Source organism: Lentzea sp. NPDC004782 (assembly GCF_040609115.1).
GTDB lineage: Bacteria > Actinomycetota > Actinomycetes > Mycobacteriales > Pseudonocardiaceae > Lentzea.
In genome coordinates, this window is record NZ_JBEXJN010000001.1 from 36719 (window position 1) to 61354 (window position 24636).

The 24636-nt window shown below is 68.8% G+C and carries 22 protein-coding genes; 12 read left to right on the forward strand and 10 right to left on the reverse strand.

The genetic code is table 11. The features are described 5' to 3' along the window. The first annotated feature begins 59 nt into the window (after nucleotides 1-59). Nucleotides 60-920 carry a 4-hydroxy-tetrahydrodipicolinate synthase gene (gene dapA, locus ABZV40_RS00200; protein WP_355433597.1) on the forward strand — a complete coding sequence of 287 codons (861 nt, stop codon included), beginning with the start codon at nucleotides 60-62 and terminating at the stop codon, nucleotides 918-920. A 61-nt stretch (nucleotides 921-981) separates the two neighbouring features. Here the strand turns inward: dapA and ABZV40_RS00205 are convergent, their stop codons facing one another. From ABZV40_RS00205 to ABZV40_RS00240, 8 genes are read right to left on the reverse strand one after another with little or no spacing between them, the layout of a single operon-like run. Next, a complete protein-coding gene (locus tag ABZV40_RS00205) occupies nucleotides 982-1866 on the reverse strand; it encodes an amidohydrolase family protein (RefSeq protein ID WP_355433599.1) in 885 nt (294 codons plus the stop codon). Next, complete coding sequence (locus ABZV40_RS00210) at nucleotides 1863-2819, reverse strand: aldo/keto reductase (protein WP_355433601.1); 957 nt, start codon at nucleotides 2817-2819, stop codon at nucleotides 1863-1865. Before ABZV40_RS00210 ends, ABZV40_RS00205 begins: the two co-directional genes overlap by 4 nt. Nucleotides 2820-2879: 60 nt before the next feature. Beyond that, nucleotides 2880-3902 carry an ABC transporter permease gene (locus ABZV40_RS00215; protein ID WP_355433602.1) on the reverse strand — a complete coding sequence of 341 codons (1023 nt, stop codon included), beginning with the start codon at nucleotides 3900-3902 and terminating at the stop codon, nucleotides 2880-2882. Then, nucleotides 3899-5401 (reverse strand): sugar ABC transporter ATP-binding protein, encoded by a 1503-nt coding sequence (locus tag ABZV40_RS00220; RefSeq protein ID WP_355433604.1) that lies wholly within the window; start codon nucleotides 5399-5401, stop codon nucleotides 3899-3901. The genes ABZV40_RS00215 and ABZV40_RS00220 overlap by 4 nt, the downstream gene beginning before the upstream one ends. Then, the gene (locus tag ABZV40_RS00225) at nucleotides 5398-6438 is read right to left on the reverse strand and encodes a sugar ABC transporter substrate-binding protein (protein WP_355433606.1); all 1041 of its coding nucleotides are present in this window, start codon (nucleotides 6436-6438) and stop codon (nucleotides 5398-5400) included. The genes ABZV40_RS00220 and ABZV40_RS00225 overlap by 4 nt, the downstream gene beginning before the upstream one ends. 18 nt (nucleotides 6439-6456) lie before the next feature. Continuing rightward, entirely contained in the window at nucleotides 6457-7206 is a 750-nt protein-coding gene (locus ABZV40_RS00230) for an SDR family oxidoreductase (protein ID WP_355433608.1), read from the reverse strand. After that, nucleotides 7203-8510: an enolase C-terminal domain-like protein gene (locus ABZV40_RS00235; RefSeq protein ID WP_355433610.1), complete on the reverse strand. Its 1308-nt coding sequence runs from the start codon at nucleotides 8508-8510 to the stop codon at nucleotides 7203-7205. Before ABZV40_RS00235 ends, ABZV40_RS00230 begins: the two co-directional genes overlap by 4 nt. Then, nucleotides 8510-9364: a fumarylacetoacetate hydrolase family protein gene (locus tag ABZV40_RS00240; protein WP_355433612.1), complete on the reverse strand. Its 855-nt coding sequence runs from the start codon at nucleotides 9362-9364 to the stop codon at nucleotides 8510-8512. Before ABZV40_RS00240 ends, ABZV40_RS00235 begins: the two co-directional genes overlap by 1 nt. Before the next feature lie 122 nt (nucleotides 9365-9486). Between ABZV40_RS00240 and ABZV40_RS00245 the strand changes: the two genes are divergently transcribed. Then, nucleotides 9487-12294 (forward strand): S8 family serine peptidase, encoded by a 2808-nt coding sequence (locus tag ABZV40_RS00245; protein WP_355433614.1) that lies wholly within the window; start codon nucleotides 9487-9489, stop codon nucleotides 12292-12294. A 51-nt stretch (nucleotides 12295-12345) separates the two neighbouring features. Further along, on the forward strand, nucleotides 12346-13269 hold the full coding sequence (locus ABZV40_RS00250; protein ID WP_355433615.1) for a BadF/BadG/BcrA/BcrD ATPase family protein: 924 nt from the start codon (nucleotides 12346-12348) through the stop codon (nucleotides 13267-13269). Here the strand turns inward: ABZV40_RS00250 and ABZV40_RS00255 are convergent. Further along, nucleotides 13264-14172 carry a LysR family transcriptional regulator gene (locus ABZV40_RS00255; protein WP_355434088.1) on the reverse strand — a complete coding sequence of 303 codons (909 nt, stop codon included), beginning with the start codon at nucleotides 14170-14172 and terminating at the stop codon, nucleotides 13264-13266. The two genes, ABZV40_RS00250 and ABZV40_RS00255, sit on opposite strands and share 6 nt — an antisense overlap. A gap of 205 nt (nucleotides 14173-14377) precedes the next feature. Between ABZV40_RS00255 and ABZV40_RS00260 the strand changes: the two genes are divergently transcribed. The 3 genes from ABZV40_RS00260 to ABZV40_RS00270 are packed head-to-tail and all read left to right on the forward strand — an operon-like array spanning nucleotide 14378 to nucleotide 17582. After that, on the forward strand, nucleotides 14378-15172 hold the full coding sequence (locus tag ABZV40_RS00260) for a 2-amino-3,7-dideoxy-D-threo-hept-6-ulosonate synthase (RefSeq protein ID WP_355433617.1): 795 nt from the start codon (nucleotides 14378-14380) through the stop codon (nucleotides 15170-15172). Then, the gene (locus tag ABZV40_RS00265) at nucleotides 15169-16236 is read left to right on the forward strand and encodes a 3-dehydroquinate synthase II (RefSeq protein ID WP_355433619.1); all 1068 of its coding nucleotides are present in this window, start codon (nucleotides 15169-15171) and stop codon (nucleotides 16234-16236) included. Before ABZV40_RS00260 ends, ABZV40_RS00265 begins: the two co-directional genes overlap by 4 nt. After that, nucleotides 16233-17582, forward strand: a complete 1350-nt coding sequence (locus ABZV40_RS00270) for a class I adenylate-forming enzyme family protein (RefSeq protein WP_355433621.1) — start codon at nucleotides 16233-16235, stop codon at nucleotides 17580-17582. Before ABZV40_RS00265 ends, ABZV40_RS00270 begins: the two co-directional genes overlap by 4 nt. Before the next feature lie 9 nt (nucleotides 17583-17591). On the opposite strand, the gene ABZV40_RS00275 is transcribed toward ABZV40_RS00270, so the two are convergent. Continuing rightward, nucleotides 17592-20813, reverse strand: a complete 3222-nt coding sequence (locus tag ABZV40_RS00275) for an SNF2-related protein (protein ID WP_355433623.1) — start codon at nucleotides 20811-20813, stop codon at nucleotides 17592-17594. Between the two features lie 173 nt (nucleotides 20814-20986). Here ABZV40_RS00275 and ABZV40_RS00280 point away from each other — a divergent pair, with 173 nt between their 5' ends. The 6 genes from ABZV40_RS00280 (at nucleotide 20987) to ABZV40_RS00305 (ending at nucleotide 24631) form a co-directional block, all read left to right on the forward strand. Next, complete coding sequence (locus tag ABZV40_RS00280; protein WP_355433624.1) at nucleotides 20987-21820, forward strand: helix-turn-helix transcriptional regulator; 834 nt, start codon at nucleotides 20987-20989, stop codon at nucleotides 21818-21820. After that, entirely contained in the window at nucleotides 21820-21987 is a 168-nt protein-coding gene (locus ABZV40_RS00285; protein WP_355433626.1) for a DUF397 domain-containing protein, read from the forward strand. The genes ABZV40_RS00280 and ABZV40_RS00285 overlap by 1 nt, the downstream gene beginning before the upstream one ends. A gap of 57 nt (nucleotides 21988-22044) precedes the next feature. Continuing rightward, nucleotides 22045-22260, forward strand: coding sequence for a hypothetical protein (locus ABZV40_RS00290; protein WP_355433628.1), 216 nt, complete (start codon nucleotides 22045-22047; stop codon nucleotides 22258-22260). Between the two features lie 71 nt (nucleotides 22261-22331). Continuing rightward, nucleotides 22332-22754: a hypothetical protein gene (locus ABZV40_RS00295; RefSeq protein WP_355433630.1), complete on the forward strand. Its 423-nt coding sequence runs from the start codon at nucleotides 22332-22334 to the stop codon at nucleotides 22752-22754. A gap of 5 nt (nucleotides 22755-22759) precedes the next feature. After that, a complete protein-coding gene (locus ABZV40_RS00300; RefSeq protein ID WP_355433632.1) occupies nucleotides 22760-23344 on the forward strand; it encodes a DUF3558 domain-containing protein in 585 nt (194 codons plus the stop codon). A 3-nt stretch (nucleotides 23345-23347) separates the two neighbouring features. After that, nucleotides 23348-24631: a hypothetical protein gene (locus tag ABZV40_RS00305; protein WP_355433634.1), complete on the forward strand. Its 1284-nt coding sequence runs from the start codon at nucleotides 23348-23350 to the stop codon at nucleotides 24629-24631. Nucleotides 24632-24636: the final 5 nt, after the last annotated feature.

Genomic DNA, 24636 nt, shown 5'->3' on the forward strand with positions numbered 1-24636 from the left:
AACGTTCCGGGCAGAACTTCTAACTGGAACTTTCAGAACACTCGAGCCACCCTGGAGTCATGTTCGGACGAGTGCTGGTAGCGATGGTCACCCCGTTCACCCCCGACGGTGACCTGGACCTCAAGGGTGCGCAGGAGCTGGCAGCGCACCTCGTCGAGAAGCAACGCGTGGACGGGCTGGTCGTCAACGGCACGACCGGCGAGGCGCCGACCACGACCGACGCCGAGAAGGCGCTGGTCATCAAGGCCGTGAAGGAAGCGGTCGGCCAGAGCACCCAGGTCCTCGCGGGCGTCGGCACCAACTCCACCCGCCACACCATCGAGCTCTCAAAGCAAGCCGAGGAGAACGGCGCGGACGGGCTGCTCGTCGTCACGCCGTACTACAGCAAGCCCACGCAGGAGGGCGTCGAGAACCACTTCCGGCAGGTGGCGAACGCGTCCGGACTGCCCGCGCTGCTCTACGACATCCCCGGCCGCACGGCCACGGCGATCGCCACCGAGACGTTGATGAGGCTCTCCGAGCACCCGCGGATCGTCGGCGTGAAGGACTGCAAGGTCGACCTGCTCGCGACGGCGAAGGTCATCGCCGAGACCGGGCTGGACTTCTACTCCGGCAACGACGAGCTGATCCTGCCGCTGTACTCGATCGGTGGCGTCGGCACGGTCTCCACGGTCGGCCACGTCGTCGGCAGCGAGATCAAGGCGATGCTCGACGCCTACGACGAGGGCGACAACAAGGAGGCTCTGCGCCGTCACCAGGCCATGCTGCCGGTGATCACCGCGATCATGACCCGCGAGCCCGGTGCCGTCGCGGTCAAGGCCGCGCTCAACCTGCTCGGGCTCCCGGCGGGACCCGTGCGCGAGCCGCTCGCCGAGGCCACGCCCACCCTCATCGGCGAACTGCAGGCCCTCTTCGCCTGAAGCGCTACACCCGGCGAGCGGTGCCCGAACGCGTCGCGCCGGGTGCTCGATGAAGGGCGCCTTACTGCACCTCAGGTGGAGGAAGGCGCCCTTCATCGACGTCGAACGCCGGACCCTGGAGCGCGTACACCCGGCGAGCGGTGCCCGAGAAGATCGCGACCTGCTCGTCGGGTGACAGCTCCGACACCAGTTCCCGAGCGGCATCGAGCCACTCGCCATAAGAGGCCGCCAGCAGGCAGACGGGCCAGTCCGAGCCGAACATCAGCCGGTCCGGCCCGAACGCGTCCAGCACGACCTCGAAGTACGGCCGCAGATCAGCAACGGTCCACGACTTCCAGTCGGCCTCGGTGACCAGGCCGGACAGCTTGCACGTCACGTTCTCGTGCGCCGCCAGCGACCGGATCAGCTCGGCCCAGTCACCCGCGCCGGACCCGATCGCGGGCTTCGAGCAGTGGTCCAGCACGAACTGCACGTTCCCCAACGCCGCCACGGTCCGGCGCGCGGCCGGCAGCTGGTGCGGCAACGTCAGCAGCTCGTAGACCAGGCCGTGTGCCCCCACCGCCGCGAGCCCGCGCCAGACGTCCTTGCGGCACAACCACTCCGGGTCCGGCTCGCCCTGCACCTGGTGCCGGATCCCGCGCAACCACGAGCCGTCAGGGCTGTCGGTCAACGACGACAGCGCATCGTCCACCGCGGGCGAGGTCAGATCAGTCCAGCCCACCACCGCCGACACCACGGACGAAGAAGCCGCGATCGCGAGGAACTCCGGCGTCTCCTCCGGCACGCACACCGTCTGCACCAGCACGGAAGCAGACACTTCAGGTGCCGCGAGCACGAAGTCCGGTTCCAGGAAGGAACGCCGGATCGCGCCCATCGGCGGATCGGTGATCCAGTCCTGGTCGCGCACCGACAGGTCCCACAGGTGGTGGTGGGCGTCGACGATCACGGCGTCGGCACCTCCGCACCCAGCAAGCCCGACGACTTCAGCTCAGCCCACAGCTCCGCGGGGATCGGAGTCGAGAAGTAGGCGGCGTTGGCGTTCATCTGCTCGGCCGTGCGGGACCCGACCACCACCGACACGACGGCGGGATGCCCGAGCGCGAACTGGATCGCCACCTCCGGCAACGTCACCCCGTGCCGCTCGCACACCGACGCGATCGCCCGAGCGCGCTCCACCAGCTCAGACGGCGCGTCCTCGTAGTTGTACTTCGCATCGGCCGCCACGACGGGCTTCGACAGCAGGCCGGAGTTGAACACCCCGCACGCGACCACCGAGACACCGCGCTCGACGCAGGCGGGCAGGAACGAGGCCAGCGAGGGCTGCTCCAGCAACGTGTACCGCCCGGCCAGCATCACCACGTCGATGTCGGTCTCGCGGACGAACCGCTCCGGCATCTCCCACTGGTTCATGCCGACGCCGATGGCACCGACGACACCTTGCGACCGCAGCTCTTCCAGCGCCGGATAGGCCTCGGAGAACGCCACGTCCCAGTATTCGTCGGGGTCGTGGATGTAGACGATCTCCACCCGGTCCGTGTCCAGACGCTCCAAAGAGGACTCAAGAGACCGCTTGACCCCGTCCGCCGAGTAGTCACGCACCCGGCGGAAGTGCCGTGGCACCGCGAAACCCTCGTCGTCGAGCCCAGAACCGTCGAACGGTTCCAGCAACCGCCCGACCTTGGTGGAGATCACGTACTCGTCGCGCGGACGGCCTGCCAGAGCGACGCCCAGCCGCCGCTCCGACAGCCCGAGCCCGTAGTGCGGCGCGGTGTCGAAGTACCGGACGCCGGTCTGCCACGCCGCCTCGACCGCACCGAACGCCTCTTCGTCGGAGACCTCCCGGTACAGGTTGCCGATCGGCGCGGCACCGAAGCCCAGACGAGAAACAGCAACCTTCACGGCAGCTCCCACAAGTCGCACATCAGGTTCACCCGAGCCTGCCACGGAACGCCCGCGGGCTCACTCCTGCTTCTGGCCGGTCGCGAACCGGGTCACGATCAGCGCGAGGATGATCACCGCGCCGTACGAGGCCTTGATGTAGAAGCCGGAGACGCCCTGCAGGCGCAGGATCTGCTCGACCAGGCCGAGCATCAGCACGCCGGACAGCGCACCGAACAGCGTGCCCTTGCCGCCCTGCAACGAGATGCCGCCGATCACCGCGGCCGCGAAGACCTGGAAGATCATGCCCTCGCCCTGCGTCGCGGCGACCGAGCCCAGCCGGCCGGTCATCAGGACGCCCGCGACCACGGCCAGCACACTGCCGATGACCAGCACGATCCACACCACGCGGTCCACCCGGATGCCCGCGGCCCGCGCGGCCTCGGAGTTGCCGCCGATCGCGTAGAGCGAGCGCCCGGCACGCAGGTACTTGAGCACGAAGATGCCGGCCGCGTAGCAGACGATGCAGATCCACACCGCCGCCGGCAGCCCGAGCCACGTCGTCGATCCCAGGTACAGGAACGACTCCGGCACGTCGATCAGCGACTTGCCCTCGGTGATCGCGAGCTGCAGGCCGCGCAGCATGGTCAGCATGCCCAGGGTCACCATGAACCCGGACAGCCCGACCTTGAGGATCAGGAACCCGTTCAGCCCGCCGATCAGCACGCCGATGAGCAGGCACAACGGCAACGCCATCCAGGCGGGAAGCCCGACGTCCAGCCCGCCGGACGCCGCCGGGATGATCAACGCGACGGCCAGCGCGGGCGCGAGACCGACCGTCGACTCCAGCGACAGGTCCATCTTGCCGACGATCAGGATCATCGCCTGCCCCAGCACCAGCAACGACAGCTCGCTCTGCTGGGTCAGCACCGCGATCAGGTTGCCGGGGGTGAGGAAGATCGGTGACAGGACCGCCCCGATGACCAGCAGGATGATGATCACCGGGACCAGCGCGAGGTCCTGGTACCGCGCGAACTGGAACTTCTGCTTCCCAGGCGGTGTCGGAGCCGAGACAGAAGGGGGCGGAGTCATGGCCTTCGTCATTCGACTGTATCCATTTCTTCGGCAATTCCTTCAATGGCCGCGATGAGTTCCTGGTCGCGCCAGCCACGAGAAAACTCGCGCACGACAGAGCCGTGGAACATCACCAGAACGCGGTCGCAGACCCGCAGGTCGTCCAGCTCGTCCGACACGACGATCGCCGCCCTGCCCCGGCGCGCCTGCGCGTCGACGACCCCGAGCAGCGACTCCTTGGACTTCACGTCGACGCCCGCGGTCGGGTTGATCAGCACCAGCACCGACGGGTCGTTGGCGAGTGCCCGCGCCATCACGACCTTCTGCTGGTTGCCGCCGGACAGGTCGGACACCGGCTGGTCCGGCCCGGCGGCCTTCACGTCGTAGGAGGCGATCGCGGTGGACCCCGCCGACCGTTGCGCCGACGGCCACACGAACGAACCCGCGGTGCTCATCGTCGCGTTCTCCGCGATCGACAGGTCGAGCACGAGCCCCTGGTGGTGCCGATCCCTCGGCACGCAGCCGATTCCGGCCTTCAAGGCAGCCGGAACGTCACCGCCGCGCACGACGGAACCGTTCACCGAGATCGTGCCGACGGACGGCTTGCGCAGCCCGTAGACGGTCTCGGCGAACTCGTGCTTGCCCGACGACGCGCTGCCCGCGAGCCCGATGACCTCACCGCGCGTCGCCGACAACGAGATGTCCGAAAAGGACTCCCCGCTCAACGACGTCACCTTCAGGACCTCTTCGGTCGAAGACGGCCGGTCCGCACCGCTGGGCACGTTCAGCCCGCCCGCCTCACCGGTCATCGCCTCGATCAGGTCCGGTTTGGACATCTCGGCGACCGGCGCGGTGACGATGTGCCGCGCGTCGCGGTAGACCGTCACCGTCTGGCAGACCTCGTAGACCTCCTGCAGGTGGTGGGAGATGAACAGGAACGTCACTCCCCTGTCCTGCAACGACCTCATCCGGTCGAACAGCCGCTCGATCGCCGGGCCGTCGAGCTGCGCGGTCGGCTCGTCGAGGATCACGAACCGCGACCCGATCGACAGCGCTCGCGCGATCTCGACCAGCTGCCGCTGCTCGACGGTCAGCGCGGACACCAGCTCGTCCGGCCGAACCGCGACGTCGTAGGTCTCCAGCAACGCGGAAGCCTCCGCGCGGAGCTTCTTCCAGCTGATCAGCCCCCCGAAAGTGCCACCGCCGAGGTCCTGCCGGTTGATGAACAGGTTCTCGGCGACCGACAACTCCGGCACGACCGTCGACTTCTGGTACACGCACGCGACGTGACGCCGCCACGCCGCGCGGTCGGCGACGGGCGGCGCGGGCTCGCCGAAGAAGCTGACCTCGCCCGCGTCCGGCACCTGCATGCCGGTGAGGATCGAGACCAACGTCGACTTGCCCGCGCCGTTGCGACCGACGAGCGCGTGCGACTCACCGGCCCGGATCTCGATGCCCACGTCGTCCAACGCGAGCGTGCGCCCGAACCGCTTCGTCACACCACGCGCGACCGCTGCGAAGCCACTCATTTGGCGATCTGGTTGCCCCAGAAGGCCTTGTCGTCGACGTTCTCCTTGGTGATCAGCGGTGCCGGGAGCTGGTCCTCCAGGCGGCCGCCGCCGACGTCGACGATGGTGGAGTCGTGGTCGGTCTTACCGGGCTGGAACGTCTTGCCCTCGACCGCGGCCTTGGCGTAGAAGAGCGCCCACTGCGCGTAGAGGTCGGCCGGCTGCGACACGGTCGCGTCGATCTCGCCCTTGCGGATCGACTCCAGCTCCGACGGGATGCCGTCGTTGGAGACGATGAAGATGTGCTTGGGGTCGGTCGGCGGCACCAGCAGGTTCTTCTGCTTGAGGATCTGCAGCGTCGGCGCGAGGAACACGCCACCGGCCTGCATGTAGATGCCGTTGATGTCCGGGTGCTGGTTGAGCCTGGTCTGCAGGGCCGCCGACGCCTTCGGACCCTCCCAGTCGGTCGGCTCCTCGAACACCGTGATGCCGGGGTAGTTCTGCTTCATGCAGGCGGCGAACGCCTCGGAGCGGTCGCGGCCGTTGACCGACGACAGCGCGCCCTGGAACTCGACGACCTTGCCCTTGCCGCCGAGCTTGTCACCGAGGAACTTGCAGGCCTTCTCGCCGTACGCCTTGTTGTCCGCGCGCACGACCATGTACGTCTTGCCCTTGTCCGGACGGGTGTCGACGGTGACGACGGGGATCTTCGCCTTGTCGAGCCGGTCCAAAGTGGACGCGATCGCGCCGGTGTCCTGCGGGGCCATGATGATCGCCTTGGCGCCCTGCGACTGCAGCGACTGCGCGTTGGCGACCAGGTTCTCCACCTTGTTCTGCGAGTTGGTGGGGTTCAGCAGGTTGACGCCGAGCTCCTTGGCCTTGTCCGGGAAGTACTTGATGTAGGAGTTCCAGAAGTCGGAGTCGGCCCGCGGGTGGTCGGCACCGATCGGGCCGACCCCGCCGGCCCCGGTGCCGCTGGCACCGCCGCCGCAGGCGGTCAGTGTGAGTGCACCGGCGAGCGCGAGGCACACCGCGACGGTGAGGTTGCGACGCTTCATCGTGTCATTTGCCTTTCATCACTGCTTGGGGCGCAAGCGCAGGCCATACATGCCACCGTCGACAGCGAGGATCGTGCCTGCGGTGGAACCGGAAAGCGGGCTCGCCAGGTAGGCGATCGCACCCGCGACCTCATCGGCGGAGACCAGGCGGCCGTGGGGCTGGCGTGCCTCCAACGCGGCCCGTTCGGCGGCCGGGTCCGGCGCCGAGTCGAGCAGGCGGCCCACCCACGGGGTGTCCGCCGTGCCGGGAGCGACCGCGTTGACGCGAATGCCTTCGCGCACGTGGTCGGCGGCCATCGCGAGCGTCAGCGAGTACACCGCGCCCTTGCTGGCCGAGTAGAGAGCGCGCTGCGGGAGCCCGGCCCAGGCAGCGATGGAACAGGTGTTGACGATCGCCGGCGACGGCGACTTCCGCAGGTGCGGCAACGCGGCCCGCGACACGCGCACCATGCCGAGCACGTTGACGTCCAGCACCTTCGACCACTCGTCGTCGGTGTTGACCGTGACGTCGCCCTGGGCGCCGATGCCCGCGTTGTTCACGACGACGTCGAGGCGGCCGAACCGTTGCACGACCTCGTCGATCGCGGCCTTGACGCTCTCGTCGTCGGACACGTCCGCGCGGATCCCGACCAGCGGGTCCTTGACGTCCGGGTTGAGGTCGAGCGCCGCCACCGCGGCGCCGCGCGACGACAGCAGGTTCGCCGTGGCGAGGCCGATGCCGGAGGCACCGCCCGTGACGACGGCGACGAGTCCTTCGAAGTCGGTCACTTCTCGCCCTCCAGTTCCGTCCACACGGGACCTCCCGGGTACCGGTAGTCGGCCAGCGTCTCGTCCTTGAGCTGAGCCGAGAACCCCGGCTGAGCCGGTGCCAGGTACCGGCCGTCGCGCACGACGGCCGGGTCCAGGAAGTGCTCGTGCAGGTGGTCGACCCACTCGATCACGCGGTCGCCGATCTCACCGGACACCGCGACGTAGTCGAAGAACGACAGGTGCCTGACCAGTTCGCACAGGCCGACGCCACCGGCGTGCGGGCACACCGGGACCTCGAACTTCTTGGCCAGCAACAGGATCGCGATGTTCTCGTTCACACCGGCGACCCGGCACGCGTCGAGCTGCAGCACGTCGATCGCACCGGCCTGCAGCAGCTGCTTGAACACCACCCGGTTCTGCACGTGCTCGCCGGTGGCGACCCGGATCGGGGCCAGCGCGTCGGCGATCGCCCGGTGGGCCAGCACGTCGTCCGGCGAGGTGGGCTCCTCGATCCAGTACGGGTGGTACGGCGCCAGTTCGCGCATCCAGCGGACCGCCGTGTCGACGTCCCAGCGCTGGTTCGCGTCCACCGCCACGCGCACCTCGTCGCCTACGACCTCGCGGGCGAGCTTCATCCTGCGCACGTCGTCGTCGAGGCCGCCCCCGACCTTCAGCTTGATCATGTCGAAGCCGTCGGCGAGGGCCTGGCGGGCGAGGCCCGCGAGCTTCTCGTCGGAGTAGCCGAGCCAGCCGGGTGACGTGGTGTAGGCCGGATATCCGTCGCGGGCAATGGTTTCCGCGCGCTCGGCCTTGCCGTGCTCGACCTTGCGCAGGATCTGCAACGCGTCATCGGGCGTCAGGGCGTCGCTCAGGTACCGGAAGTCGACGAGGCTGACGATCTCCTCGGGCGTCATCTGGGCGAGGAACCGCCAGACCGGCAGTCCGGCGCGGCGCGCGGCGAGGTCCCAGGCGGCGTTGACGACCGCGCCGATCGCCATGTGCGCGACCCCCTTCTCGGGGCCGAGCCAGCGCAGCTGCGAGTCGCCGATCAGCTCGAAGTACAGCTCCGCCAGCGCCTTCGCGGTCTCCGGCACGTCCTTGCCGACCACGTGCGGCGCCAGCGCCTTGATCGCGGCGGCCTGCACGTCGTTGCCGCGGCCGATGGTGAACGCGAGCCCGTGGCCCTCCGGTCCGTCGTCGGTCCGCAGCACCACGTACGCGGCGCTGTAGTCCGGGTCAGGGTTCATCGCGTCGGAGCCGTCGAGCTCGCGCGAGGTGGGGAACCTGATGTCCAGGACGTCCAGTTCGGTGATCTTCGGCATCACGCCTGCCCGAGGGTCTGTCGCTGCTTGCCGAGGCCTTCGATCTCCAGCTCGACGACGTCGCCGGCCCGCAGGAACGGCTTGGGCTCGGGCTGGCCGAGCGCCACCCCAGCGGGTGTACCTGTGTTGATGACGTCACCCGGACGAAGGACGAGGAACTGGCTGAGGTAGCGCACGATCTCCGCCACCGGGAAGATCATGTTCTTGGTGGACGAGTTCTGCTTGAGCTCGCCGTTCACCCAGAGCCGCATTTCCAGGCTCTGCGGGTCGGCGATCTCGCCGGCGGGCACGAGGAAGGGGCCGAGAGGGTTGAACGTCTCGCAGTTCTTGCCCTTGTCCCACGTCCCGCCGCGCTCGATCTGGAACTCCCGCTCGGAGACGTCGTGTGAGAGCACGTACGCGCCGACGCACGCCAGAGCGTCCTCTTCGGACTCCAGGTAGCGAGCGGTGCGCCCGATGACGACGCCGAGCTCGACCTCCCAGTCGGTCTTCACGGACCGGCGCGGCACGAGCACCTCGTCGTACGGGCCCACGACGGTGTCGGGCGTCTTGAGGAACATGACCGGCTCGGCCGGGATGTCCGCACCGGTCTCCTCCGCGTGGTCGCGGTAGTTGAGGCCGATGCAGATGATCTTGCCGGGACGCGCGAGCGGCGGTCCGACCCGCACCCCCTCGGTGTCGATCACGGTCAGCTCACCGGCTTCGAGGGCGGCACGGACGCGCGCCACCCCGTCGTTCGCGAGGAACGCCCCGTCGATGTCCGGAGTGATCGGTAGGAGGTCGTATGTCGTCCCGTCGTCGGTCCTCACCGCAGGACGTTCGTCACCGACCGGCCCCAGGCGCAAAAACTGCACGGCCGCTCCTCCTCTGGTCACACCGCACGAAATACATCGGATGTATAGCCCCGAGAGACCCCGTCCGTCTAGGTCCCAGCGTGAAATCGTCCGATGACTAGGAGAGGTTGATCATGAAATTGGTGGCCGCATCACTCCTGGTGGGCGCACTGCTCACGCCGTCCGGCCCAGCCGAACCCGTAACCGTTTTCGTGGAGCTGACCTCGACCGCAGCGGTCGACACGGCGTCCGTTTCGCAGGCCCGTTCAGCCCGCGACAGCACGTCCGCGCAGGCTTCTCGGGTCGTCTCCCGGTCAGGAGGCCGGGAAGTTGCCCGAACGTCCAACGCCGTGCCGGGCGTCGTGCTGTCGACGGAGAAGTCGCGCCTGTCGGCTTTGGCACGCATGCCCGAGGTCCGCGCGGTCCACCGGATGGTGCCCAAGAAGCTCGCCAACGCACACGCCGTCCGTCTCACCAGGACGTCGGAGGCCTGGAAGTCGTTCGGCCGCTTCGGCGACGGCGTGCGGATCGGCGTGATCGACACCGGCATCGACTACCGGCACGCGGACTTCGGCGGCGGCACGTTCCCGAACGCCAAGGTGGTCGGCGGCCACGACTTCGCGGGCGACGCCTACACCGGCTCGGCGGGCTCGGTGCCGGAGCCGGACGGCGACCCGATGGACTGCGAAGGCCACGGCACGCACGTGGCCGGGACCGCGGCCGGGTTCGGGGTGAACGCCGACGGCACGACCTATCGCGGCTCCTACACCTCCGTCGACCTCGACTCGCTCAAGATCGGACCCGGCACCGCACCGAAGGCGTTGCTCTACGCGTTGAAGATCTTCGGCTGCAAGGGCAGCACGAACCTGACCGCGCAGGCACTGGACTGGGCGCTCGACCCCAACGGCGACGGGGACTTCTCCGACCGGCTCGACGTGGTGAACCTGTCACTGGGCAGCGACTTCGGTGCCCCGGACGACCCGGACGCGCTGTTCGTGCGCAAGCTGGCGCAGCACGGCGTGGTCGTCGTCGCGGCCGCCGGGAACGGCGGCGACTTCTACGACGTGGCCGGATCGCCCGGCAACTCGGCCGAGGCCATCTCGGTGGCGAACAGCCGGGACTCGTTCTCGCAGCTGGACGGACTGGAGGCGCTCGGCAAGCGGTGGCCCGGGCAGTACAGCCAGAACTTCAAGGACTCCTTCGACCTCACGCTGCCCGTGGTGCGACTGAAGTCCGATGTGGATGGTTGTCGGCCGATCCCGGAGGCGTTGACCGGGAAGATCGTCTGGCTGGAGTGGGACGACAACGACGCCACCCGCGCCTGCGGTTCCGCGGTGCGCACGGACAACGCCTGGAAGGCAGGCGCGGCCGGAGTGCTGCTGCCCACCTCTCTGCCGGTGTTCGCGGCCGGGATCGCCGGCAACGCGCACATCCCGGCGTTCCAGCTGACCGCGGCCGCCGTCACCGCCCTGCGTCCCGCACTGGAGGCCGGGACGCTCACGGCCCACCTGACGTCGGCGTTGAAGCAGGCGGTGCCGTCGATCGAGCCCTCGATCGAGGACACGATCACCCCCTCGTCCTCGCGGTCCCGTTCGTCGATCTCGGTGGCCGCGCCGGGCGACACGATCTTCTCCGCCGCGGCCGGCACCGGCTCGGGTGGCGTGTCGATGGGCGGCACGTCGATGGCCTCACCGCACGTCGCCGGGATCGCGGCGCTGCTGCGCGAAGCTCATCCACAGTGGACGGTCGCGGAGATCAAGGCCGCACTGATGAACACGGCTTCCGGTGTGGTGCACAACGCGGACGGTGTGCGCGAGGCGCCGATGCGGGTCGGCGCGGGCCGGGTGGACGGGCTCGCGGCCCTCTCGGCGGACGTGCTGGCACTGGGTGACGCGTCGTTCGGCGCGGTCGAGGTCGGCGGGCCGGTGCTGACCGGGCGGACGATCCGGTTGGTGAACAAGGGGAACGCCCTGGTGCAGCTGAAGGCGCGCTACGAGCCGATCACCTCGGTGCCAGGGGTGTCGTTCCAGGTCGCCGCGCCGTACGTGGTCGTGCCGCCCAACGGGTCGGCGTCGGTGACCGTGCAGCTGCGGATCCCGAACCCGGCGGCGCTGCGCAAGACCCCCGACCCCGCGGTCTCGCTCGCCGACGGACGGCAGTTCCTGGCGGAGGCGTCCGGCCTGCTGACGTTCTCGGGCGACCGCTCGCTGCGGGTGCCGGTCTACGCGGCCCCGAAGCCGGTGTCGCGGCTCACGGTGGTGGCCGGCCGGATCGCGGGCCAGGGCCTCGACCAGCCGGACTACCAGGCGCGGATGACCGTGCTGCAGCTCGGCGCCCGCTCGGACCGCCTGCCCGACTGCGGCCCCGACCTGCAGGACAACTGCGCCGTCAACCGCACGGCCCGCGGCGGCGACCTGAGGTACGTGGGCGCGACGGCGACCCCGGACCTGCTCGCGTTCGGTGTCGCGACCTGGGACACCTGGGCCAACCTCGGCAGCAACACCAAGCCCGAGGTGCGGTTCTCGGTGGGCGGAAAGAACTTCGTGACGACGGCCGTGAAGCCGACCAACGCCGACGGCGACGTGACCGCGGACATCTGGCTGGCCCGCACGGTCGTCGCCGGCACGGAGGACGTCGTGGACGAGCAGCCGTTGAACGGCTACGACGGTTCCGTCGACACCAACGTGTTCGACAGCGACGTCGTGGTGCTGCCGGTGTCGCGGGCGGTGCTGCCCACCGGCCCGGTGAACTACACCGTCGGCGTCGACGGCCGCTACACCGCTCCCGCGGACTCCGACGAACTGGTCGACGTTGCTCCTTCTGCCGTCTTCGACTACGAGGTGACCGTTCCGTCACTGTCCACTGTGGTCCATCCGGGTGATCGAGTTCCGGCCGGGTCGCTGGTGTTCTTCCACCACAACGCAAGCGGTAACCGGGCGCTGACCAGGTGACACCCGGTTGGCCGTGCCAGAGCTGAGCGTCTCTCGGCATACTCGGTCGGTATGGATCTGGTCGTGGGACTCGACGCTGGCGGCACCTCAACCAGGGCACTGGTGCTCGACCTCGACGGCGCCCGCCTGGGACAGGGCGTGGCGGGCGGCGCGAACCCGAACTCCCACCCGCCGTCGGTCGCCGCCGCCCACATCGGCGAGGCGCTGGCGGAAGCGCTGGACGGCCTGGACTCGCGCAAGGTCCGCTCCGGCGTCCTGGGCATGGCGGGCGCGTCGAAGATGGCCGATCCCGCCGTGCTGGAGCTCTTCCAGCAGGCGTGGGAGAACGCGGGCCTGCACTGCCCGATGCGGGTGATCACCGACTGCGAGGCCGCCTTCGCCACCGGCACCTCCTCCCCCGACGGCACGGTCCTGGTGGCGGGCACCGGGTCCATCGCGGGCCGGATCGTCGACCACCGCATGGTCGGCCGGTCCGGCGGCTACGGCTGGCTGATCGGCGACGACGGCTCGGCGTTCTGGCTGGGCCGTGAGGCCGTGCGGGCCACGTTGCGGCTGCTGGATCTGGACGCGCCGCTGGAAGGCCTGGCCACCGCCGTGCTGACGGCCGCGGGCGCGCGGTCACGCGGCCAGCTGATCAACGCCGTCAACGCCCAGCCGCCGATCAAGCTCGCCCAGTTCGCCCCGCTGGTCAGCTCGGCCTACCACCACGGCGACCCGGAGGCCCTGACGATCGTGGCGTCCGCGGCCCGCCTGCTCGCCAACACCGCGTCGGCCGTGCGCGAGCCGTCCGACACCTCACCGATCGTGCTGGTCGGCAGCCTGATCAAGACCCCGGTCGGCACCCACCTGAAGCAGGAGCTGCTGACGCGCTGCAACGCCGAGGTGATCATGGCGACGGAAGGCGCGGCGGGCGCGGCCTGGCTGGCGGCCGTCGACGTGCTGGGCCCCACGGCACCGAGGCCCAGCAGGTCATGACGCCAGCAGGCGGTCAGCGTGCCGGATCCGCTGGTGGTAGGCGCGCAGCAGTCCCGCGTGCACCCCGTCCACGTGCTCGGCGACGCTGTTGTTCCACACCAGCGTGATGCGGCGGTGCACGGGATTGCCGATGATCGGTTTGAGCAGCACCCCCGGCAGGTCGTGACCGGAGAAGAACCCGGCCACGGCACCGGTGGACCGCACCAGCTCGGCCGCGGCCGCCGGGTCGACGCCGAAGTGCGCGCACCGCGGGGTGAACCCGACGGCCTCGCAGGCCAGCTCCAGGTTCAGCCGCCCGCCGTGGTTCTCGTCCGGCACCACCCACTCCTCGCCGGCGAGCTCGGACAGCAGCACCTCGCTGCGGCAGGACAGCCGGTGCCCCACCGGCACGCCGACCAGCATGCGTTCCGTCGCCACCCCGCGCACGCCCACCGCCGCCGGGAACCGCAACGGGCTGCGCGGGAACTCCACCACCAGGGCCAGGTCGAGCTCACCGGTGCTGACCAGCTCCAGCACCGCGTCGCCGCCACGTTCGACGTGCGTGGTCTGCGGCAGGCCGGGCAACATCTCCCGCACCACCGCGACGAGCAGCGCGGTGGGTGAGCCGGCCACCCCACCGAGCCTGATCCCCGAGTCACCGCGTTCGACCAGCTTGTGCGAGGTCGCCAGCAGGTCGTCGAACCGTTCGAGGAGGTCCTGGGCTCTCAGCACGACGTGCCGGCCCAGTTCGGTCAGCTCGACACCGTCGTTGCGGCGCAGGAACAACGGCCCGCCGAGACTCGCCTCGATCCTGCGCACCTGAGCGGTCAGCCCGGCTTGGGCGATCTTCATCCGGGAGGCGGCCCGGCTGATGCTGCCTGCTTGCGCCACCGCCAGCACCACGTGCAGATGTCTCAGCTCCATTCGCACCGAGGAAGCCTAGGGCAGTGAATGAGCGACAAATACGGCCACGCGGGTGTCACCAGGTGACGCTCCGTGGCGGTTGTAAGCGGGATTGCTCTGTCAGGCCGATAACCCGGGAATTATCGGCACCTCACACCTGCCGCCACGAGAGTGGTCTGCACCACGCTTCTGGTTGACGTCAAATGACCCAGGAGGTGTGAACGCCATGAGGAAAGCGTTGCGGCTGCGACGGCTTTCCCGTCCGCACGACGAGAGGTACCTCTTCGTGCCGTTGGACCACAGCGTGTCGGACGGTCCGGTGGTGCCGCAGGACCGGTGGCAGGAGCTGATCCGCGCCGTCGTGCTGGGCGGCGCGGACGCCATCATCGTCCACAAAGGACGCGTGCGGACGCTGGACCCCGCTGTGCTCGGCGGTTGCGCGCTGATCGTCCACCTGAGCGCCGGCACCGCGCACATGGCCGACAGCAACGCCAAGGTGCTCGTCGGCGAGGTCGACGAGGCGCTGCGGCTCGGCGCCGACGCGGTGAGCGTGCACGTCAACATCGGTTCCGACACGGAGTCGCGCCAGCTGTCCGACCTCGGCACCGTCGCGGCCGCGTGCGACGCGTGGAACGTCCCGCTGGTCGCGATGGTCTACGCCCGCGGACCCCGCGTCAGCGACCCGAAAGATCCCGCTCTGGTCGCGCACGTCGTCAACATCGCGGCGGATCTCGGCGCGGACATCGTCAAGACGAACCTGACCCACCCGGCCGAGGCGATGGCCGAGGTGGTCGGCAGCTGCCCGATTCCCGTGGTCGTCGCCGGCGGTCCAGCCTCCGCGAACAGCCTTCCCGGCCAGGCTCGTGTGGCGATGGCCGCGGGCTGCGCCGGTCTCGCCGTGGGACGACGGGTCTTCACCTCACCGACACCGATGCAACTGGTCGCAGAACTGACCTCGATCGTGCACGCACCCTCCGACGAAAGCCTCATCCGCGCACTGACCTGCTTGGAGAACCGGTGAAGTTCGCCTGGATCGACCTCAGAACCGTCCCGGAAGCGCACCGGACCGCCGTGGTCGACGCGGCGGTGCACAGCCGGATCGCCGGAGTCGTGGCGGACGACCCCGCGTTGCTGGACGACCTCCCGCCGACGATCACCCGCGTGCTGCTCACGTCCGACCGGGTCGACAGCCCGCACCTGGTCGCCGTGGCGGTGCACGACCAGGACCAGCTCGACGGCCTGTCCGCCGCCTTCGTCCAGGTGAGCGACGACCGCACGCTCAAGCTCGCCTGCGCCGCGGCGGAACGGCTCGACCACACCGTGGTCGCGTTCACCGACCCGACGAAGATCCCGCTGGAGATCGTGATCGCCGCCGCCGACGGCGCACCCGGCAAGCTCGTGACCGTCGTGGCCGACCTCGTCGAAGCCGCGATCGTCCTGGAGGTCCTCGAACACGGCTCGGACGGCGTGCTGATGGCCCCGCGCGACGCGTCCGACGTCTTCAAACTGGCCCGGATGCTGGAAACCACGTCCCCGCCGCTGACCCTGACCACCCTCACGGTTGAAGCTCTGACGCACAACGGCCTCGGCGACCGGGTCTGCGTCGACACCGCGTCGCACTTCCGGGAGGACGAGGGCATCCTCGTCGGGTCGTTCTCGTCGGGCTTCGTCCTGTGCTGCAGCGAGACGCATCCGTTGCCGTACATGCCGACCAGGCCGTTCCGGGTCAACGCGGGCGCGCTGCACTCCTACGTGCTCGGCCCGGCGAACCGCACGAACTACCTGTCCGAACTGCGGTCCGGCAGCAAGGTCCTCGCCGTCGACGCCGACGGCCGCACCCGTGAGGTCACCGTCGGCAGGGCCAAGCTCGAATCCCGCCCGATGCTCACGATCACCGCACGATCGCCGGAGAACGTCGAGGTCAACCTGATGGTCCAGGACGACTGGCACGTCCGCGTGCTCGGCCCCGGCGGCAAGGTCCTCAACGTGACCGAGCTCCAGCGCGGCGACGAACTGCTCGGTTACCTCGCCCCGGAGCAACGGCACGTGGGTCTCCCGATCGGCGAGTTCTGCAAGGAGTCATGAAGATGCGCGAGTTCGTCAACGACCTGATGCACCGGCACGGCGACGATGTGCCGATCTTCACGCACGAGAACACGGTGACCCACGGCGATCTGCGCGCCAACGTCTCCGCTCTGGCCGCACAGTTCAGCGACGTGCGCGACGGCAGCACGGTCGCGGTCCAGGTACCGCCGAGCTTCAGCCACTTCGAGGCTGCGCTGGCGCTGTGGAGCAGCGGCGCCCAGGTGATCTCGATCGACCACCGGTTGCGGCCGGCCGAGGTCGACGTCCTGCGTTCGTTGACCCGCCCCGAGTTCTTCGTGCGCCAGAAGGGAGATCCCGCTGACGGCTTCCAGGAGCGCTACGAACTGACGATCGAGCCCGCGGGCGGCGTCCCGGCGCCGACCCCGCACCGGCTCGTCCAGTTCAGCTCCGGCTCGACCGGACGGCCGAAGGTGATCGGGCGCAGCACCCGGTCCCTCATCGACGAGGTGGCGCGGTTCGAAGCGTCGGAAGGCATGGTGCGAGGCGGCGAGCGCTTGCTGCTGCTCAACTCCCCCGCGCACAGCTTCGGCTTGATCGGTGGCCTGCTGCACTCTCTCGCGGCGGGTGTACAGCTCGTGTTCGCGGCAAGTGCCTCGGACGTTCTGCGGCGGGCACGCACCCACAAGGTCGACTTCGTCACCGGCCTGCCGTTCCACTTCGACCTGCTGGCCTCCTCGCCCGACCGAGAGGCGCTGCGCACGGTCCGCGGCGCGTTCGCCGGCGGCGAGCTGATGCCGCAGGAGGTGGCCGACCGGTTCGCCGCCGCCTACGGCTTCCCGGTCGGCGAATGCTTCGGCACCACCGAAACCGGCGCGCTCACCATGGCCGTGGGTGGCACGCTCCGCCCGTCGGTGGGCCCGCCGATGCCGGGCGTCCTGGCGCGCGTGCGCGACGGACTCGTCGAGGTCGTGCAGGAGGAATCGCCCTACCTGTACGAGGACGACCCGACGCGCTTCTCCGGCGGCTGGTTCCGCACCGGCGACCGCGGCGAGTTCACCGCCGACGGCGAACTGCGCCTGCTGGGCCGCGCGGACTCGCTCGTCGTGGTGCGCGGCAACAAGGTCGACCTGACCGAGGTCGAGAACGTCCTCAGAGGACACCCGCTGGTGACCGAGGCCGTCGCGGTGGGGCCGGCGGAAATCCAGGCGTACGTGGGCACTTCGAGCTCCGGGTTGAGCGCCCAGGAGCTGGCGCGGTGGTGCGCGGAACGCCTCGCGGAGTTCAAGCTCCCGGCGCACATCCACGTCCTCGGCGCGCTGCCCAGAACGTCCAGCGGCAAGATCATCCGCAACCCGGACGTGCTGGCCGGTCCGGGTGGTGGATGACCGACGCGATCAGGCGAACAGCCCGCGAATGTCGTCGGCGTCCAGGCTGGCGCCGAACACGTTGCCCTCGTCGACGACATTCGCGAACAGCTCGGCCTTCCGGGCCTTGAGCGCCATCACCTTCTCCTCGATGGTGTCCTTGGCGACGAGCCGGTACACCATGACGTTGCGGGTCTGCCCGATGCGATGTGTCCGGTCGACGGCCTGCGCCTCGGTCGCCGGGTTCCACCACGGGTCGAGCAGGAAGCAGTAGTCGGCCTCGGTGAGGTTGAGCCCGAAGCCACCTGCCTTGAGGCTGATGAGGAAGACCGGTGCCGTGCCCTCCTTGAACCGCTTGAGCACCGCGGCCCGGCCGCGCGTGCTGCCGTCGAGGTAGCAGTACTCGACTCCGGCCGCGTCGAGACTGGCGCGGACCTTGTCCAGGAAGCCGGTGAACTGGCTGAAGACCAGCGCTCGATGCCCGCCGTCGATCACGTCCTGGAGCTGCTCGGTCAACGCGTCGATCTTGCTGCACGGCAGGCCGTCGTGCTTGTCGTCGACCAGTCCGGCGTGCAGGCTCAGCTGCCGCAGCAGCGTCAGCGAACGCAGGATCGTGAACCGGTTCTTGTTCAGGTCGTCGACCAGCCCGAGCACCTTCTGCCGTTCCCGCTGGAGCTGGGTCTGGTAGAGCTTGCGGTGCTTCGGGTGCAGCTCCACCTCCAGCACCTGCTCCTGCTTCGCGGGCAAGTCCGCGACGACCTGTTCCTTGGTGCGCCGCTTGACCAGCGGCTTGATCCGCCGCCGTAGCGCCGTGAGCCGCTCGGTGTTCCCGTGCTTCTCGATCGGCAACGCGTAGAACTCCCGGAACCTCGTCGGGCTGGGGAACAACCCCGGCGCGGTGATCGACAGCAGCGACCACAGCTCCATGAGGTTGTTCTCCATGGGGGTGCCGGTGATCGCCAGCTTGAACGGAGCCGGCAGCAGGCGCGCGCACTGGTGGACCTTCGACTGGTGGTTCTTGGCGAACTGGGCCTCGTCCAGCACCAGACCGGACCAGGGCATCGCCGAGTAGGCGTCGAAGTCGAGCCGGAACAACGCGTACGAGGTGACGACGACGTCAGCACCATCGGCCACCTCGTCCAGCGGAACGCCGAGTTTTCTCGCCGTCTCCGAGAACGCCACCACGCGCAGTCCGGGTGCGAAACGCGCGGACTCGGCTGCCCAGTTCGACACAACGCTCGTCGGCGCGACGATCAGGAACGGCGCACCGCCGGGAGCGGTTTGCCTGGCGTGACAGATCAACGCCAGCGACTGCACGGTCTTGCCGAGCCCCATGTCGTCGGCGAGGATGCCACCGAGCTGGGCCTCCCAGAGGAACGCCAGCCAGCTGAACCCGTCCAGCTGGTAGGGACGCAGCCGGGCGTCGAGTGTCGCGGGCACCTGAACGTCGCGCAGGGCGTCCGCCGACAGAAGCCCCTTCACCTGCTTCTGCCACGCGTCCGCCTGGCTCTGCACCACTCCCAGCTCGGCCAGCTCTTCCCACAGACCCGCCTGGAAGCGGCTGATCCGCAGCGAGTCGCCCGAGGGCGTTTCCTGCAGCGCCCGTGCTTCCTCGATGAGCGCGGCCAGTGATCGCAGTTCCGGCTTCTCCAGGGAGAAGTACGCGCCGTCGGCGAGCAGCATGTGCTCCTCGCCCCGGCTCAGCGCGAGGAAGACGTCGAGGAACGGAACGGTTCTGCCGTCCACGCCGATGGTGATGCCGAGATCGAACCAGTCGGTCTGCCCCGGCACCTCGCCGGTGGACACCCCGATGGACAGGGTGTCGCTCACCTCGCGGTAGTCGACCTGCTCGCCGCTGTTCTCGACCTCCACGTGCGGAAGATCCGCCAGCAACGGCAGCACCTCGGTGACGAACCGCATCGTGCCGGTACCCGCGAGCCGGGTGTGCCGAGGTTGCGGCACGTACTGCTCGATCGACGCCAGCACGGCGCGTTCGGCCTCGGGGTCGCGATAACCGTCGTGCTCGCCGGATGCCTCCAGCGGCACGCGCAACGGCGAGCCCCCGACCTGGTAGATCCATTCCCAGTCGACGTCCAGGGTGTGCCCGGCGCCCTGCGTCGTACGCAGCACCAGCGTGGGACCCGAGATCTCCGGCGGCGTGAAGGTGCCGTCAGACGAGGTCACCGGCGCGAGGTGGCGCAGCCGCGGATAGAACTCGTCCCGGAACCTGGACCGCCCGGCTTTGGGAATCTCTAGCCGCTTCTTCTCCAGCACCAGGCGTTGCAGCTGGGACGGCACCGGCTTGGTGAACCTCGCGAGGCGGAACTGCCAGAGGCGGCAGTCGGCGTCCGCCTGCACCTGAGCCCGATCGACGTAGGCCAGCCCGTGCCCTTGAGAGCCGACGAAACAGAGCGGCTCGATCTCCTCCTCGACACCGTCCACGGTGACCACCGGGTCGACGAGCTGCTTCGTTCCGGCGCCGGTGATGTCGAGAGAAACCCGTGCGACACCTGGCCGTGCCACGTCACCCAGCCCCTTGCGGGCGTGTACCAGGCCGATGCCGATCTCCCGTGCCTCGTCGAGCAACGGCCACAGCTTCTCCGACTCGAACGATTGCAGGTTGATCGTCTTCTCGGCGTAGTAGCCGTAGCCCGTGCTGCTCGCCTGGTACAGCGCGTACAACTCGCGAAGCAACCTCAGGTGGTCCGGCCGGTAGTCACGGGTGTAGTAGCCCAGCTGGCTCCAGTTGACGCCACTGCCCACCCAGCCACCGTTCTTGCCGGGCCGCACGATGCGCGTCGACAACGAACAGGCCTGTCCCGCACGGGAGTTCGACTGACTCAGCGTGAGTTCGAGCGCCAGCGGCACACCGGCGTCGGGCGTCTGCCCACCTTCGAGCAACGCCTCGAGCGACTGGTCCCACGTGGCCCTCTGGGACTTCTCGCGCGGCTGCTCGGTCTGCGTGGCCGCGACCACCACCGCCGCCACGTGCTTGCAGTTGAAACCCACGGGGCAGGTGCACTCGCCCTGCGCGAACTGGATGACGTTCGCACCGACGAAGTCGAAGTACACCGACGTCTCGTACGTGTCTCCGCGCCCGAGCACGGTCGCGTGCAACGCGGGCTCTTCCCCGTCCCACTCGATCTGCTTCACCCGGCCCTGCCGCGCGTAGGCCGCGCCCCGGTCGAAGGTGGTCCTGCCGACGGCGTACTCGACATCCTCCACGTCGAGCTGGACGCTGGTCACACGCATGCGGGCGAACGTAGCAGCCGCCACCGACAGTGCCGCCGGACAGGCCGAGCCGCAACCTGGCGCGGATCCTCACGATGATCGTGAAAAATGGAGCCGCTCCATGGCTCCCACCTTCAGGCAGATTTGGCCGGAAACAGTGGAGCGGAAAGCCGTACCAGGCCTAACTTCCCGGCATGCCCAAAAGATCGTCCAGTGTGGTGGGACGAGAGTTCGGCAACGGTGTGCGCGCCGTCATCGCCAGGACCGGGTTCACCCACCGCCGCCTCGCCGAACTGCTCGGCTGGCAGGAAGCCAAGATCTCGGATCTGACCCTGGGCAAGGGAGGCGTGACCGAGCAGGACGTCCTGCTGCTGCTCGCCTACTGCCAGGCCACGGTCGAGGAACGCGAGCACCTGCTGGCGCTGTTCCGAGAACTGGGCAGGGCCTGGCTCCAGATGCCCAAGGACGGCGTGCCGGACCAGGTGCGCACGCTGATCAACCAGGAGCAGGAGGCCGAGGAGATCATCGACTGGTCGATGATCGTCGTACCCGGTCTTCTTCAAACGCCTGAGTACGGCTATGTCGTCACCGAGCACGCACCGTCGGTCGCAGCGGAAGCAGTCCCTGCTGTCGCCGCTGCGAGAGCGGCACGAGCGAACATCCTAGAACCAGGACGGAAGTTCACATTCCTCGTGCACGAGCAGGCGCTGTGGCTCCCGGTCGGCGGACTCGAGATCTGGCGCGAGCAACTCGCTCACCTGCTCAGGATGTCCGTGCGGAAGTACATCAGCCTACGGATCGTTCCTCGCTCAGCGGGCATGCACGCGGGCACGGCTGGTGACTTCCGGATGATGAAGTTCCCGAAGTACCCGCCCGTCGTCTACGTCGAGAGCGTCAACTACTGCCTGTTCTTCGACGACGCGGAGACCATCAAGATCCACGAGGACATCCTGACGGACCTCGCGGCCCTCGCGCTGTCTGAGGCAGACTCCAGGGAGGTGATCGACAACATCCTGGAGAGTCTCTGATGACCACCTGGCGCAAGAGCAGCTACAGCGGCGGCGGAAACAACTGCGTCGAGGTGGGCCGGAGCGTCGGCATTCGTGACAGCAAGACGCCGCAGACCCATCTCCCCGTGTCACCCGATGCCTGGTCGGCGTTCCTGAAGCTGACGCTCGGCGACCCCAGGCCGTGACCCGGTAGCTCCCAGGTCGCGGCTCACCACCCTCGCGACCTACGGGAGAACCCCACCGTGAACCACCCGCTCAGCACCTGGTGGGCCTACTACCACGACGCGGCCGGAACCAGATCGGTGCTGAACATCGAGGTCGAGCGGCGACGCCTCGTCCTGACGACCGCGCACGGCGAGGTCCTGCGCCTGACGCCGACCGAGGCGGCGATGCTGCTGGAGAACCTCGAATCAGCCACCGCCCACTGCGTGAAGCACCTCATGCCACCTGTCGACTGATTCACCTGACAGGGAACCGAAGCCCCCGCCATACTCGTCTACCGAGAGAGACGGGGGAGGCACAGAGCGTCATGTCGGAAGAGACCGGCGGCGTCGGCAAGAGCATCAGCTTCATCGCCGAGACCATCAGCAAAACGGCGGCCGACGTCGCGGGCACCGTCTGGAACCACCTCACCCAGACCAACTTCACCATCGACATCGACCAGGCCCCCAAAATCATCGCAGGCCTCGAAGACTCCATCAAAAAGCTTCGAGTGCTTTATGAGAAGGCCGACCGCCTGGTCACGATGAAAACTCCTGGCAAGGACCCGTACAGCGGATTCGCCGTGCTGGCGATTCGACAGTCTGCCGGTGACGAGGAGGGCGGATACCGCTGGGCGAACCTGGAGGCTCAGCAGGCTCTCCAGAAGACGATCGAGAACATAAAGCGCGCGGTCGAGACCTATCATAAGACCGACCAGGCCGCTGGCGACGCACTCAAGCCGCAGGGATGACACGAGTGAAATCCACGCTACTGATCGCGCTGACAATCGTCACGCTCGCGGGCATCATGTCCGCGTGTTCCGGTACGGAACCAGGCCGCCCCACGGCGAGCAACCCGACCGGAACCACCCCGTCCAGCACGTCCAAGGCCGCCCCTGGACCCGATCTCGATCTGAGCAAGTTCACCAGCCGTCCCTGCGACCTGCTCACCGCCGCCCAACTGGCCCAGCTCGGCACCTTCGATCCCCCCACGTCAGGTCATCAGGAACTCGGGCCTGGCTGTCGTTGGGAAGCGAAGGAAGTACTCAAAGGAGCGGCGTACTCGGTCACGCTGTCCACAGAAGGCAACACCCTCGAGTCAATGAGAGAGGCCAGCAAGGCCGAGCCGGTATTCAGGGAGACAACCGTCGCCGGGTACCCCGCCTTTAGCAAAGACGGCACCACCGGCAAGGGCAATTGCGGTACCGCTGTCAAGACATCAAGCAAAGAAGCGATCTATGTCCAGATCAGCACATTGAACAAGGAAACACCTGAGTACAAAGATTCCTGTCGTGCGACCGAGAAGGTCGCGGCGCTTGTTGTCCAGAATTTGAAGGGGTAGGCGATGACTGCTCCGGGTGGTAATGCGATCGACAGCGACATGGCGGTTCTGTTCACCGGTCCGCTGGGTATGGCCATGTGCGCGAAGAAGATCTACGGCTGGTTCAAGGAAGGCCGCGGCCCGCAGCAGACGCTCGACACCGGCCACGAGGTCTACAGCGAGATCTCGAAGGGTCAGGTCGACGTCAGCGACCTGATCAACAAGGTGATCCGCGACTCCGGGGCGTCCTGGAGCGGTGCCGCCGGTGACCAGATGCGCGGTTCGACCTCGCCGCTGAGCTCGTGGGCCGACACCGCCGGCTCGACCGCGACCGCCGGAGCGAGCACCGTGGCGACCCTGAGCAGCGCCTACCGGACCGCGCAGAACTCGGTGCAGCAGCCGGTCGCCGTGCCGGACAAGCCCTGGTACAACGACCATGTTCCGTGGGACACCGACTACGACGAGGCGCTGGGCAAGAGCCAGGGCGTCGACAGCGCGAACATGCAGGTGCTCAACACCTATGCCGAGACGGCGACCGCCGCGACGTCGAGCTCGCCGAAGTTCGAGTCGCCGAACTCCTCCACCGCCACCGTGCAGGAGACGCCGCCCTCGCAGATCGACCAGCCCAAGTCCTACGACGGGTACAACCGCCAGACGAGCACGAGCAGCGTCGCCACCACGCCAACGCCCCTTGCAGCAACCCCTCCGGGCGGCACCACCACGCCGTCGTGGACCGCACCGCCGGCCGCGGTGCAGAACACTCCGAACGTCCCGAACACCCCGCCGGGCGGCAACCTGAACCAACCGGGTGTACCGCTGCCGGGGCTGCCTCTGCCGGGAGGTCCGTTGCCCGGCGGGAGCACGAGCACCCCCAGGCCGGGCGGCCTCGCGGGCAGGCCCGGTGGGCTGGGCGGCCCCGGCGGCCAGTCGCGCGCACCGGGTGGACCGAGTGGGCCAGGTGGACCGGGTGCGGGCGCGGCCGGTGCCGCACGCGGGACCGGGGGTGTTGGTGGCGGAGGTCTCGGTAGCACGGCGAAGCCGGGCGGCTTCGGACCGCTCGGCTCGGGTGGCGCCGCGGGCGTGCTCGGCGAGCAGGGTCGCGGGGGCGCTTTCGGTCCCTCGGGCAGCGGCAACACCGGTGCGGCCGGCGCTCGTGGCGCCGCGGGTATGGCGGGCGGCGGTGCCGCTGCGGGTGCCGGTCGTGGTGAGGGCGCGGACGACCTCGAACACACCACGAAGTACGTGGAGCCCAACGACGAAGCGTTCGGCGACGACCGCGTGGTCGCGCCACCGGTCATCGGCGGCTGACGGAG